Origin of the sequence: Pseudomonas sp. NC02, from assembly GCF_002874965.1 — a bacterium.
Taxonomy (GTDB): domain Bacteria; phylum Pseudomonadota; class Gammaproteobacteria; order Pseudomonadales; family Pseudomonadaceae; genus Aquipseudomonas.
The window spans coordinates 1,129,563-1,143,064 of the sequence record NZ_CP025624.1 but is presented as its reverse complement, the minus strand read 5'-3'; the positions used below and the strand labels follow the sequence as shown (position 1 = coordinate 1,143,064).

Here is a 13,502-nt window from a genome sequence, read left to right as displayed (position 1 = left end):
AATGACCTTTGAAAAATGTACATATTAATAAAATGTACATTTTACAAAGGCAGCTTTCGTGCCAGTCTCGTGGACAGCTCGGTTGCCACACCTGGCACTTTGGAGCAGATCCACGGGCTAGATGGGTTTCAGGCATTAAAAGAAATATCGGCTGGTGTTTAAGGCTCGCCAGGAATGAAATAATGTATCTTTTATTAATAAATACATTTTGGTGCAGAAAAGTAACATCAACCCTCTGAAGGCCCCAAAAAAGTGCCACCGACGTGGCGCAGAGTGACAGGCGCAACTATGAGAGAATCCCCGGCCACCGACCCGTTTGCTCCAGAGAGCCCGATGAAAGCAGTGTCAGCCTCGGCTTCCCGTTACGCGATGATTCACCAGGTTCTGCGCGACGCCATCACCCACGGCACCGCCCGCCATGGCCTGGTGTTGCTGGAAGCGCCGCTGGCCGAATTGTTCGGCACCAGCCGGGTGCCGGTGCGCAAGGCGCTGAACCTGTTGCATGACGAAGGGTTGATCTGCCGCTTCGATGGCCGGGGTTACCTGATCAACCCCGACGGCCTGGACATGGAGCCGCTGCGCCTGCCCCTGAGCCATGCGCACCTGGGCCTCAACGGTGAAGATGAATTGGTGGACACCCGGCCACTGGGGGAGCGCATCGTCGAGGAAATCGGCGCGGCGCTCTCGACCTGTATCGCCTTCGGGCATTATCGCCTCGATGAACAGGCCGCCGCCGAGCACTACAACGTCAGCCGCGCGGTGGTGCGTGAAGCGCTGATGCGCCTGCGGGACCGTGGCCTGGTGGAAAAGGAACCCTATTCCCAATGGCTGGCCGGGCCACTGACTGCCCGGGAAGTCACCGAAGACTACGAACTGCGCGCCTGCCTGGAGCCCGAAGCCCTGCGCCAGAGCGCGCCGAACCTCGACCGCGACCTGCTGCACGCCATGTTGCAGCGCGTGCTCGATGCGCAAAACAGCGCCCATTGCAGCCTGGAAGAGATCGAGCAGATCGAGGAAGACCTGCACCAGCACTGCCTCGCCGGCCTGCAAAATCGCAAGATCGCCGCGCTGATCCGCCAGGGGCAGAGCCCGATGATCATCAGCCGGATTTTCTACCGGCTGCTGGGCATCGGTGCCGATCCGGCGATGCTGGCCGAGCACCGGCTGATCCTTGAGCTGTTGCTGCATGGCGCCTTCGACGCCGCCGCCCTGAACCTGCGCGAGCACCTGCAACGGGCCCGGCAGCGGATGTTGCAGCGCTTGAAAGTGCTGTCGGTGCTGCCTGAACAACCTTTACCGGCCTACCTGCACAAACTCAGCTGACGAAATACAATCGAAAATGTGGGAGCGGGCTTGCTCGCGAAGGCGGCGCATCAGTCACAGATGCATCGACTGACAGACCGCCTTCGCGAGCAAGCCCGCTCCCACATTTGTTCAGCGGTGCTTTTGAAAATATTGTGCAATATGTTGCTATCTCACCCCCCCCATTGAAACCACTGCCGACCCGCCCCATCTAACTTGCATACTTCCCTATGCAGGTGCCCCATGAGCGACCAGCAAGAATTCCCGGACATCGACCTCAACGACTACGCCGACCCGGAAAACGCTGAACACACTTCCGCAAACACTGGCTTGGCCCTCCCAGGGCAAAACCTGCCCGACAAGGTCTACATCATCCCGATCCACAACCGGCCTTTCTTCCCGGCGCAAGTGTTGCCGGTGATCGTCAATGAAGAGCCGTGGGCCGAAACCCTGGAGCTGGTGAGCAAGTCCGACCACCACTCCCTTGCCCTGTTCTTCATGGAAACCCCGCCCGAAGATCCGCGCCACTTCGACACCTCCAGCCTGCCGCTGTACGGCACCCTGGTGAAGGTGCACCACGCCAGCCGCGAAAACGGCAAGCTGCAATTCGTCGCCCAGGGCCTGACCCGCGTGCGGATCAAGACCTGGCTCAAGCACCACCGCCCACCGTACCTGGTGGAAGTCGAATACCCGCACCAGCCGACCCAGCCGACCGACGAGGTCAAGGCCTACGGCATGGCGCTGATCAATGCGATCAAGGAACTGCTGCCGCTCAACCCGCTGTACAGCGAAGAACTGAAGAACTACCTCAACCGCTTCAGCCCCAACGACCCGTCGCCGCTGACCGACTTCGCCGCCGCCCTCACCTCGGCCACCGGCACTGAACTGCAGCAAGTGCTGGACTGCGTGCCCATGCTCAAGCGCATGGAAAAAGTCCTGCCGATGCTGCGCAAGGAAGTCGAAGTCGCGCGCCTGCAAAAAGAAATCTCCGCCGAAGTGAACCGCAAGATCGGCGAACACCAGCGCGAGTTCTTCCTCAAGGAACAACTCAAGGTCATCCAGCAAGAGCTGGGGCTGACCAAGGACGATCGCAGCGCCGACGTCGAGCAATTCGAACAACGCCTGGTGGACAAGGTCCTGCCGACCCAGGCGCAGAAACGCATCAGCGAAGAAATGAACAAGCTGTCGATCCTGGAAACCGGTTCGCCGGAGTACGCGGTCACCCGCAACTACCTGGACTGGGCCACCTCGGTGCCGTGGGGCGTGTATGGCGAGGACAAACTCGACCTGAAACACGCCCGCAAAGTGCTCGACAAACACCACGCCGGCCTGGACGACATCAAGAGTCGCATCCTCGAGTTCCTCGCCGTGGGCGCCTATAAGGGCGAAGTCGCCGGCTCCATCGTGTTGCTGGTGGGCCCGCCGGGCGTGGGCAAGACCAGTGTCGGCAAATCAATTGCCGAATCCCTCGGCCGGCCGTTCTACCGCTTCAGCGTCGGCGGCATGCGCGACGAGGCCGAGATCAAGGGCCATCGCCGCACCTACATCGGTGCGATGCCGGGCAAGCTCGTGCAAGCCCTCAAAGATGTGGAAGTGATGAACCCGGTGATCATGCTCGACGAGATCGACAAGATGGGCCAGAGCTACCAGGGCGACCCGGCCTCGGCCCTGCTCGAAACCCTCGACCCGGAACAGAACGTCGAATTCCTCGACCACTACCTGGACCTGCGCCTGGACCTGTCCAAAGTGCTGTTCGTGTGCACCGCCAACACCCTGGATTCGATCCCCGGCCCGTTGCTGGACCGGATGGAAGTGATTCGCCTGTCGGGCTACATCACCGAAGAAAAGGTCGCGATTGCCAAGCGTCACCTGTGGCCAAAGCAGCTGGAAAAAGCCGGCGTGTCGAAAAACAGCCTGTCCATCAGCGACGGCGCCCTGCGCGCCCTGATCGATGGTTACGCTCGCGAAGCCGGGGTGCGTCAGTTGGAGAAACAGCTGGGCAAACTGGTGCGCAAGGCGGTGGTCAAGCTGCTGGATGAGCCGGACTCGGTGATCAAGATCGGCAACAAGGACCTGGAAGCCTCCCTGGGCATGCCGGTGTTCCGTAACGAGCAAGTGCTGTCGGGCACCGGTGTGATCACCGGCCTGGCCTGGACCAGCATGGGCGGCGCGACCCTGCCGATCGAGGCGACGCGCATCCACACGCTGAACCGTGGCTTCAAGCTCACCGGGCAACTGGGTGAAGTGATGAAGGAGTCGGCCGAGATTGCCTACAGCTACATCAGCTCGAACCTGAAGTCGTTTGGCGGTGACCCGAAGTTCTTCGATGAAGCCTTCGTGCACCTGCACGTGCCGGAAGGCGCCACACCGAAAGACGGCCCGAGCGCGGGCGTGACCATGGCCAGTGCGCTGCTGTCGCTGGCGCGTAACCAGCCGCCGAAAAAAGGCGTGGCGATGACCGGTGAACTGACGCTGACCGGGCATGTGCTGCCGATTGGCGGGGTGCGCGAGAAGGTGATTGCGGCGCGGCGCCAGAAGATTCACGAGTTGATCTTGCCGGAGCCTAACCGGGGGAGCTTTGAAGAGCTGCCGGAGTACCTGAAGGAAGGGATGACGGTGCACTTTGCCAAGCGCTTTGCGGATGTGGCGAAGGTGTTGTTCTGATAGTTATGTAGCGCCTGAGCTGGCCTCTTCGCGAGCAAGCCCGCTCCCACACTTGACCGAGTCCATGCTTTGGAATGCGGTCGAATGTGGGAGCGGGCTTGCTCGCGAAGAGGCCGGTGCAGCCAACACAACGCCATCTGTCACACCTTGTCTCATCTTCGGTTATGCTCGCCCTTCGTCGCCAAACAACGGAGCCCCCATGACCGCTGCCCGTCTGCTTCTCCCCCTGAGCCTTTGCCTGCTCGCCGCCTGCGCCAGTGCGCCGAAGCAAAACGTCACCGTGGAAAAACAGAGCGCCTGCCCGCTGCAACTCAAGACCGGGCAAAACCTGATCCTGACCCTGCCCAGCAATCCCACCACCGGTTACCGCTGGGCCATCCAGGACTCGGCCGGCGGCGTGCTGCGCAGCCTGAGCCCCGAGGTCTACAGCAACACCGACGACACCGGCGTGGTCGGCAGTGGCGGCCAATCCACCTGGCGCTTCCAGGCCTTCAACGCCGGCCAGGGCCGTTTGCGCCTCACCTCACAACAACCCTGGGAGCCGGAAGCTGAACCGGCCGAAACCTTCGACTGCGCCATTACGGTGAACTGATATGCCATGGATGATCCTTGCGTTGATGGGGGCGGTAACCTTTATCTACGGCCTAAGCACCCACGCCACCCTGCTCTGCCTGTTGGTAAAGCCATTGCCGGTACTGGCGCTGCTGGGCTGGCTGCATGATGCGCCGCCCACTGACTATCGACGCTGGATCAGCCTGGGGCTGATTTTTTCCCTGGTGGGCGACGTGCTGCTGGCCTGGCCCGGCGACCTGTTCATCTTCGGCCTCGGTGCGTTTTTGTTCGCGCACCTGGCGTACCTGAAAGCCTACTTGAGCGACTGCCGCCGCCCGGCGATTTTGCCGCTGGTGCTGGCGCTGGTCGTCGGCGCGATCTTGCTGAGCATCCTGATTTCCCACGGCCTTGGCCCATTGCTGGTACCGGTGGTGGTTTACGCGCTGGTGATCAGCGCGATGCTGTGGCGAGCGCTTGCGCGGTTGGGCAGCGAAGTGCCCAAGCGCTCGGCGTACCTGGCGGCGGCAGGTGCGGTGTCGTTCGTGTTCTCCGACACGCTGATCGGGATCAATCGGTTTGTGGTGGCGTTTGAAGCGGCGCCGTATTTGCTGATTGTCAGCTACTGGCTGGGGCAGTGGGGCATTACGGCCTCTTCCTTTCCTCAGAAAAAAACCGTCAACCTGTAGGAGCTGGCTTGCCAGCGAAAAAACCCACAGTTGCCGCGTTCATCCAGAAAGTCCGCGTCATCGTTAACGAACATCGCCGGCAAGCCAGCTCCTACGCTAAAATGCCCGGCTTTCCCCCTTCGTCGCCGGAACAGCCGTGAGCAAAGAACCCGATCGCCTATTCGCCCAGCCCCTGCCCCAGGTGCCGGACTTCGCCTTCAACGAAGACGTGGTGCGAGTTTTCCCGGACATGATCAAGCGCTCGGTGCCCGGCTACCCGACCATCGTCGAAAACCTCGGCGTGCTCGCGGCGCAATTTGCCCAGCCCAATAGCGTGCTCTACGACCTCGGTTCGTCCCTCGGCGCCGTGACCCAGGCCCTGCGCCGTCACGTGCGCACCGACGGTTGCCGGGTGATCGCTGTGGATAACTCGGCGGCGATGGTCGAGCGTTGCCGCGAATACCTCAACGGCCAGGACTCGATGTTCCAGGAGTTGCTGCCGGTGGAGGTGATCGAGGGCGATATCCTCGCCCTGCAATTCCAGCCGGCGTCGGTGGTGGCGCTGAACTTCACCCTGCAATTTATCGCCCCCGAACAACGCCAGGCGTTGCTCTCGCGCATTCGCCAATCGCTGCTGCCGGGCGGCGCGCTGATCCTTTCGGAAAAGCTGCGCTTCAATGACCCGGAAGAACATGCGCTGCTCACCGATTTGCACATCGCCTTCAAGCGTGCCAACGGCTACAGCGAACTGGAAATCGCCCAGAAGCGCAGCGCCATCGAAAACGTCATGAAGCCCGACAGCCTCGAAGAACACCGCGAACGCCTGCTGGCGGCCGGGTTCTCGAAAGTCGTGCCGTGGTTCCAGTGTCTTAACTTTGCCTCGTTGATTGCCTTGCCATGATTGATCTGTCTCCCCTCGCCCGCCATCTGGTCGGCACTCCCCTGGCCGTCTGGGCCCAGGGCCTGCAAGCGCAACTCGATGCAAAGATGGAAAAAGGCCATGGCGACCTGGAACGCTGGCAGAGCGCGCTGGATGCGCTGCCGAAGATCATGCCCAGTGAAATCGACCTGCTGAACGGCCTCGTGCTCGATACCGACTGCGACGACGACACCCGTGCGCAAATGCGTACTGCGCTGATGGGCCTTTGCCCGTGGCGCAAGGGCCCGTTCGATCTGTTCGGCGTGCACGTGGACACCGAATGGCGCTCGGACTGGAAATGGTCGCGGGTCGCGCCGCACCTGGACCTCAAGGGCAAACGGATCCTCGATGTGGGCTGCGGCAACGGCTATTACATGTGGCGCATGCTCGGCGCCGGCGCCGACAGTGTGATTGGCGTCGACCCGAACTGGTTGTTCTTCTGCCAGTTCCAGGCGGTGCAGCGTTATCTGCCGACGCCCAAGGCCTGGCACCTGCCGTTCCCGTTTGAAGACCTGCCGTCGAACATGGAAGGCTTCGACACGGTATTTTCCATGGGCGTGTTCTACCATCGCCGCTCGCCCATCGAGCATTTGCTGGCGCTGAAGGATTGCCTGGTCAAGGGTGGGGAGCTGGTGCTGGAGACGCTGGTGGTTGAAGGCGATCAGCAGCAAGTGCTGGTGCCGGAAGACCGCTACGCGCAGATGCGCAACGTCTGGTTCCTGCCGTCGGTGCCGGCGCTGATGCTGTGGCTGCGACGTGCGGGCTTCAGTGAGGTGCGCTGTGTGGATGTGAGCGTGACCACGGTCGAGGAACAGCGCGGCACGGAGTGGATGAAGTATCAGTCCCTCAGCGACTTCCTGGACCCTGAAGATCACAGCAAGACCATCGAAGGGCTGCCGGCGCCGATGCGGGCGGTGATTGTCGCGAAGAAATAAGACTGCTGTTGTGTTGAAGAAATAAGACTGCTGTTGTGGCGAGGGAGCTTGCTCCCGCTGGAGTGCGCAGCGCTCCCCGGATTTTGGGGCCGCTACGCAGCCCAGCGGGAGCAAGCTCCCTCGCCACAGGGCATCGTGTCAGCCTTTGGCTCTTCGCGCCTTGAAGAACTCGCTCAACACCGTCCCGCACTCCTCGGCCAACACCCCGCCTTCATACAGCACCCGATGGTTGAGAAAGCCCTGGGTAAAAAACTGCCCCTGGCTTTGCACAATCCCGGCTTTCGGCTCCAGCGCACCGTACACCACCCGGGCAATCCGTGAATGCACGATCAGCCCGGCGCACATGCTGCACGGCTCCAGCGTGACGTAGAGCGTACTGCCCGGCAGTCGATAATTACTGACAGCCTGAGCAGCGGCCCGAATCGCGACCATCTCGGCATGCGCACTGGGGTCGTTGCCGCTGATGGGGCAGTTGAAGCCGCGCCCGATCACTTCGCCATCCTGCACCAGCACCGCGCCCACCGGCACTTCGCCCAGCGCGGCACCCTGGGCAGCCAGGGCCAGCGCTTCACGCATGAAGTCCTGGTCGCGGCTGCGGTCGATAATCGCCGTGGGGCGAAACTGACGCATCACGCCACCTCGATGGCGGCCATCAGGCCGGTTTCCATGTGGTCGATCACATGGCAGTGGAACATCCAGACACCCGGGTTATCCGCCACCAGCGCCACGCGGGCACGCTCGTTCTTGCCCAGCAGGTAGGTGTCGGTGAAGTACGGAATCACCTTGTGGCGGTTCGAGGCGATGACCTTGAAACTCATGCCGTGCAGGTGGATCGGGTGTTGGTACTGGGTCATGTTCTTCAGTTCGAAAATGTAGCTCTTGCCCTTTGCAAGCTTGGCAATCGGGCGGTCGGCGCAGGTCTTGTCGGTGATGTCCCAAGCCTGGCCGTTGATCTGCCACAGGCTCGGTGGCTTATTGTCCACGTTCACCGAGACCGATCCAACCCATTCGAAATTGAAGTTGAGTTTCTCGGCATTGGCCAGGTCCGGCTCGGCAATCGGGTTCGCCGGCAACGCAGGCGGCCATTCGGTCGCCGTGTCGGTGCTGGCCACCGAGCGGAAGGTGCCCAGGCGTACCGGGCCGTTGCGGATCGACAACTCTTCACCGGCGGGCGGCGCCTTGATCGCCAGGCAGATGCGCATGCCAGGGCCGAGCCAGTATTCCTTGCCCAGCGGGCGCGGTTCGATGGGGTTGCCGTCCAGGGCATAGATCTGCGCTTCAACGTCGGGGATGTTGATGCGATAGGTCAGGGTGTTATCGAGGTTGAGCAGGCGCACACGGGTGATCTGCCCGGCCGGCAAATCAATCACCGCCTGGGACACGCCATTGATGGTCGACAGGCGTCCGGCGGTGCCGCCCCGGGCCGCTTCGCGGGGAATGCTGAAGGCGACAAAGGCGCCCTCTTCGTCCACGTGCCAGCTTTTCAGGCTCAAGGTGCGTTCGTGCTTGAAACCGGTGGGTTCGCGCTCCTCGATGATCAGCGGGCCCACCAGGCCACGGCCCAGTTCTTCGCTGCTGTTCACGTGGGGGTGATACCAATAGCTGCCGGCATCGGGCACGCGGAATTTGTAGTCGAAGTATTCGCCCGGCAGTACCGGCAATTGCGAGACATACGGCACGCCGTCCATTTCCAGCGGCAGGCGTATGCCATGCCAGTGGATGGTGGTGGCGACCGGCAGGTGGTTGATAAAGCGCACACGCAGCCATTCACCCTGGCGCACCCGCAACTCGGTGCCCGGCGCCGAAGGGCCGAAGGCCCAGGCCTGGGTCTTGTGCCCCGGCACCAGCTCCACGTCCAGCGGCGCGGCGATCAGCTCGTAATCGTGCCCCGCCTCGGCCTCGGCCACCTTCCCGAGCCAGTAGCGATAGGCGCCACCGGCACCGACGCCCACCACCGCGAGACCGGCAAGACCACCCAGGATTTGTCGACGGGAAAACGATTGGGACACAACAACCTCACGTATCTGCCGCGGGTCCGAGACCCGCAAAGGGCAGATACCATACACCGGCATCACCTAAACAGTAAGGGTTCGCATTGCCACATGTGGGAGCGGGCTTGTGTGGGAGCGGGCTTGCTCGCGAAAGCGGCGTGTCAGACGATGCATGAGTAACAGACCCACCGCCTTCGCGAGCAAGCCCGCTCCCACATTGGATCTTCAGCGCTCTTTTAATGTTTGGCGGCGGCCAGAATCAAGGCTTTCATCTCGGCGACGGCGCCTTTGAAGCCGACGAACAGCGCATGAGCCACCAGTGCATGGCCGATGTTCAGCTCGTTGATGCCCTTGATCGCAGCCACGGCTTCGACGTTATGGTAGTGCAGGCCGTGGCCGGCGTTGACGATCAGGCCTTCGCCCAGGCCGCAGTTGACGCCGTCGATGATGCGCTGTAATTCGTCGGCAACTTCGGTCGGCGTGGTCGCGTCGGCATAACGGCCCGTGTGCAGTTCGATGGCCGGGGCACCGACACGGCGTGAAGCTTCGATCTGGCGCTCGTCGGCATCAATGAACAGCGAGACTTCACTGCCGATCTTCGACAGGCGCTCCACGGCAGCCTTGATCCGCGCTTCCTGGCCAGCCACATCGAGGCCGCCTTCGGTGGTCAGTTCCTGGCGGGTTTCCGGCACCAGGCAGATATGCGCCGGGCGAATGCGCTCGGCGAACGCCATCATTTCCTCGGTGACGCCCATTTCGAAGTTCATGCGGGTTTGCAGCACGTCCTTGAGCAGCAGCACATCGCGCTCCTGGATGTGGCGCCGGTCTTCGCGCAGGTGCACGGTGATGCCGTCGGCGCCCGCTTCTTCGGCGTCCAGCGCGGCCTTGACCGGGTCCGGGTAACGGGTGCCCCGGGCCTGGCGCAGGGTGGCTACGTGGTCGATGTTCACGCCGAGAAGAATGCGATTGCTGGTGGTCACGAAAAGCGCTCCTGAAGAGGGAAGGAATCGCTGCACAGCATACACGGGGATGTCAGGGCTTTCGAAACAACTCGCGGCTGACCAGTGGCCGACCGCCCAGATGCACGGCCAGGGCTTGGCGCATCAGGCGCTTGGCGGCGGACAGGGCGCCGGGGGCAGTCCAGTCGGCTTCGCTCATGGCGAGCAATTCGGTGCCCTGGAACAGGCCGGGTTGCAGCAGGTAGACCCGCTCCAGGCCTGCGTCCACTTGCAGGCGATACATGCCGTCGGCGGCGATGGGCTCGCCGTGCAGGTCGTTGCTCAGTTCGAAGCCGTAGCCCAAGTCATCCAGCAGGCGCCATTCGAATGCGCGCAGCAGCGGTTCCAGGGGACGGCCTTCGGCGAGGGCGAGCAAGGTGGCGGCATAATGATCGAAGACGCCGGGGTGCGGGTCTTCGGCGGGGAGCAGGCGGATCAGCAATTCGTTGAGGTAGAGGCCGCTGAACAGCGCCTCACCGTTGAGCCAGTTGGAGGCGCCGGCAGCTTCCATGCGGCCGACGTTCTTCAGCTCGCCGCGTCCACGAAACTCCACTTCCAGGGCCACGAAGGGCCGCGCCAGGGTGCCGGCCTTGCCGCGTGCACTGCGCAAGACCGCGCGCAGGCGGCCTTGGGGCGTGAGGAAGTCCACCAGGGCGCTGGTCTCGCGGTAGGCGCGGCTGTGCAAGACGTAGGCGGGTTGGCCGGTGGGTGGGGTTTGAGACATGGGGTTCTCGCTGCGGGAACACGGTCTGGAAAACAACGACTATCCAATGTGGGAGCGGGCTTGCTCGCGAATGCAGGGTGTCAGTCAACACATCTGGTGACTGACACCCTGCATTCGCGAGCAAGCCCGCTCCCACATTTGTCCTGCGGTGTTCCGGAGACCTGTTACAGGTCGCCGTAACCCAACGAACGCAACGCGCGCTCATCATCGGACCAACCACCCTTAACCTTCACCCACAGGTTGAGCATGATCTTGGAATCAAACAGCAATTCCATGTCCTTGCGCGCTTCGGTGCCGATGCGCTTGATGCGCTCGCCCTTGTCGCCAATGATGATTTTCTTCTGGCCGTCACGCTCAACGAGGATCAACGCATGGATATGCAGGGTCTTGCCCTGCTGCTTGAACTCTTCGATTTCGACGGTGATCTGGTACGGCAGCTCGGCACCCATCTGGCGCATGATTTTCTCGCGTACCAGTTCGGCGGCGAGGAAACGGCTGCTGCGGTCGGTGATCTGGTCTTCCGGGAAGAAGTGTTCGTTCTCCGGCAGGTAGCCAGCAATCACACGTTCCAGGGCTTCGAGGTTGTGCCCGTGCTGGGCCGAGATCGGCATGATCTGGGCGTTCGGCAGTTGTTCCTGCAGCCAGCTCAGGTGCGGCATCAGCTCGGCCTTGTCTTCGATGCGGTCAGTCTTGTTCAACGCGACGATCAACGGGCCGGTGACATACTGCACGCGCTCCAGAACCATCTGGTCTTCGTCGGTCCACTTGGTGCGGTCGACCACGAAGATCACCACGTCGACGTCTTTCAACGCGGCCGAAGCGGTTTTGTTCATGTAGCGGTTGAGGGCCTTTTCGCCGCCTTTGTGCATGCCCGGGGTATCAACGTAGACAGCCTGTACGGCGCCTTCGGTCTTGATGCCCAGCATGTTGTGGCGGGTGGTCTGGGGCTTGCGCGAGGTGATCGCCAGCTTCTGTCCCAGGATGTGGTTCAGCAACGTGGACTTGCCCACGTTCGGACGGCCGACGATGGCAACATAGCCACAGCGAGTTGCGGTTGAATCAGTCATGGCCATTCTCCACGCCCAGGGCAATCAGTGCTGCAGCGGCCGCTACCTGTTCGGCAATACGACGGCTCACACCCTGACCTCGGCTTTTTTCATTCAGTAAGGTGATTTCGCATTCGACGAAGAAGACTCGGCAATGCGGTTCACCCTGGATATCCACCACTTCGTAACGCGGCAGGTCGCAACCACGGGACTGCAGGAATTCCTGCAGGCGGGTCTTTGGATCTTTGTTGGTGTCTACCAGCGTCAGGCTTTCGATTTCGGTCGACAGCCAGGCGACTACGCGCTCTTTCGCCGCTTCCATGCCCGCGTCGAGGTAGATCGCGCCGATCAGTGCCTCAAGGGCGTCGGCCAGGATCGACTCGCGACGGAAACCGCCGCTCTTCAGCTCGCCGGAGCCCAGGCGCAGGTAATCACCCAGGTCGAAACCACGGGCCAGTACAGCCAGGGTCTCGCCTTTCACCAGGCGCGCACGCAAGCGCGACAACTGGCCTTCGCGGGCCAGCGGGAAGCGATTGAACAGGGCTTCGCCGGCGACGAAATTGAGGATGGCATCACCGAGGAATTCCAGGCGCTCGTTGTTACGCCCGGCAAAACTGCGGTGTGTGAGGGCAAGGATCATCAATTCCTGATCCTTGAAGGTGTAGCCGAGCTGGCGCTCGAGACGGCTTAGAGAAACGCTCACGGTTTACCCACATTCAGTTCGAGGCACCGGTGGCCTGCGACGATTAACGCTGTGTTCAAATTCAAATCCTGGTGGTTGCTGCATGGGGCCTGGTTTTGTCCAAGCCCCAGAAAAGCATTCGGCGCTGTGTTCACAGCGCCGCATGGATTACTTGATCAGCCCGACCCGCGAGAAGTTCGGCAGGTGGCTGAGCTTGGGTTCCGGCCAACTCATCCATACCGCGAAGGCCTTGCCGACGATATTCTGGTCGGGGACCATGCCCAGCAGGTCCTTGGGAATATTCGGGTCATCCCAGTAGCGGCTGTCGTTGGAGTTGTCGCGGTTGTCGCCCATCATGAAGTAGTGCCCGGCAGGCACTGTCCACTGGTTGTCAGGCGGCGAACGGTAGCGGCTCATCTCCTTGCGGATTTCGTGCTCTACCGCCCCGAGTTTTTCCTGGTACAGCTCGGCGCTGCCTAGGGTGTTCGGCTCGGAACCGATCAGTTTTTCTGCCACCGACTCGCCGTTGACGAACAGGCGCTTGTCACTGGTGTAGCGAATCACGTCGCCCGGCAGGCCCACTACACGCTTGATGTAGTTGACGTTCGGGTCGCTTGGGTAGCGAAACACCATCACATCGCCGCGCTGCGGGTCACCGATCTCGATCACTTTCTTGTCGATCACCGGCAAGCGGATCCCGTAGGAAAACTTGTTCACCAGGATGAAGTCGCCCACGTCCAGGGTAGGTTTCATCGAGCCCGAAGGGATCTGAAACGGTTCCACCAGGAACGAACGCAGCACCAGCACGATGAACAACACCGGGAAGAACGACTTGCCGTATTCAACCAGCATCGGCTCTTTGTTCAGTTTCTCGATCACCGCCACATCGGGCTGGCTGACGCTGCCCTGATAGGACGCGATGGCTGCCCGGCGACGCGGGGCGAAGAACACCAGATCGAGCAACGCCAATAGACCGCAAACGGCAACGGCGATGACCAGCAACAGCGGGAAATTTAGTGACATA

At 61.7% G+C, this 13,502-nt stretch carries 13 protein-coding genes; 6 read left to right on the top strand and 7 right to left on the bottom strand.

The genetic code is table 11. The features are described 5' to 3' along the window. Positions 1-333: 333 nt before the first annotated feature. From C0058_RS05200 to cmoB, 6 genes are all read left to right on the top strand, one after another. Positions 334-1,323 carry a GntR family transcriptional regulator gene (locus C0058_RS05200; RefSeq protein WP_003210410.1) on the top strand — a complete coding sequence of 330 codons (990 nt, stop codon included), beginning with the start codon at positions 334-336 and terminating at the stop codon, positions 1,321-1,323. Between the two features lie 222 nt (positions 1,324-1,545). Next, the gene (lon, locus tag C0058_RS05195) at positions 1,546-3,966 is read left to right on the top strand and encodes an endopeptidase La (protein ID WP_003210412.1); all 2,421 of its coding nucleotides are present in this window, start codon (positions 1,546-1,548) and stop codon (positions 3,964-3,966) included. A gap of 199 nt (positions 3,967-4,165) precedes the next feature. Then, positions 4,166-4,558 carry a protease inhibitor I42 family protein gene (locus C0058_RS05190; protein ID WP_003210413.1) on the top strand — a complete coding sequence of 131 codons (393 nt, stop codon included), beginning with the start codon at positions 4,166-4,168 and terminating at the stop codon, positions 4,556-4,558. Between the two features lies 1 nt (position 4,559). Then, positions 4,560-5,204: a lysoplasmalogenase gene (locus C0058_RS05185; protein WP_102368160.1), complete on the top strand. Its 645-nt coding sequence runs from the start codon at positions 4,560-4,562 to the stop codon at positions 5,202-5,204. A 136-nt stretch (positions 5,205-5,340) separates the two neighbouring features. Beyond that, a complete protein-coding gene (cmoA, locus tag C0058_RS05180; protein ID WP_003210418.1) occupies positions 5,341-6,084 on the top strand; it encodes a carboxy-S-adenosyl-L-methionine synthase CmoA in 744 nt (247 codons plus the stop codon). Further along, a complete protein-coding gene (gene cmoB / locus C0058_RS05175) occupies positions 6,081-7,037 on the top strand; it encodes a tRNA 5-methoxyuridine(34)/uridine 5-oxyacetic acid(34) synthase CmoB (RefSeq protein ID WP_003210420.1) in 957 nt (318 codons plus the stop codon). Before cmoA ends, cmoB begins: the two co-directional genes overlap by 4 nt. Positions 7,038-7,175: 138 nt before the next feature. Here cmoB and tadA read toward each other — a convergent pair whose 3' ends face one another. The 7 genes from tadA to lepB form a co-directional block, all read right to left on the bottom strand. Beyond that, positions 7,176-7,667 (bottom strand): tRNA adenosine(34) deaminase TadA, encoded by a 492-nt coding sequence (gene tadA / locus C0058_RS05170; protein WP_003210422.1) that lies wholly within the window; start codon positions 7,665-7,667, stop codon positions 7,176-7,178. Next, a complete protein-coding gene (locus tag C0058_RS05165; RefSeq protein WP_087695164.1) occupies positions 7,667-9,046 on the bottom strand; it encodes a multicopper oxidase family protein in 1,380 nt (459 codons plus the stop codon). Before C0058_RS05165 ends, tadA begins: the two co-directional genes overlap by 1 nt. Positions 9,047-9,264: 218 nt before the next feature. Next, positions 9,265-10,008: a pyridoxine 5'-phosphate synthase gene (gene pdxJ / locus C0058_RS05160; RefSeq protein WP_003210427.1), complete on the bottom strand. Its 744-nt coding sequence runs from the start codon at positions 10,006-10,008 to the stop codon at positions 9,265-9,267. A gap of 52 nt (positions 10,009-10,060) precedes the next feature. After that, positions 10,061-10,750 carry a DNA repair protein RecO gene (gene recO / locus C0058_RS05155; protein WP_003210428.1) on the bottom strand — a complete coding sequence of 230 codons (690 nt, stop codon included), beginning with the start codon at positions 10,748-10,750 and terminating at the stop codon, positions 10,061-10,063. Between the two features lie 164 nt (positions 10,751-10,914). After that, the gene (gene era, locus C0058_RS05150; RefSeq protein WP_003210432.1) at positions 10,915-11,817 is read right to left on the bottom strand and encodes a GTPase Era; all 903 of its coding nucleotides are present in this window, start codon (positions 11,815-11,817) and stop codon (positions 10,915-10,917) included. After that, positions 11,810-12,499 (bottom strand): ribonuclease III, encoded by a 690-nt coding sequence (rnc, locus tag C0058_RS05145; protein ID WP_003210434.1) that lies wholly within the window; start codon positions 12,497-12,499, stop codon positions 11,810-11,812. The genes era and rnc overlap by 8 nt, the downstream gene beginning before the upstream one ends. A gap of 147 nt (positions 12,500-12,646) precedes the next feature. After that, entirely contained in the window at positions 12,647-13,501 is an 855-nt protein-coding gene (gene lepB, locus C0058_RS05140; protein WP_003210437.1) for a signal peptidase I, read from the bottom strand. Position 13,502: the final 1 nt, after the last annotated feature.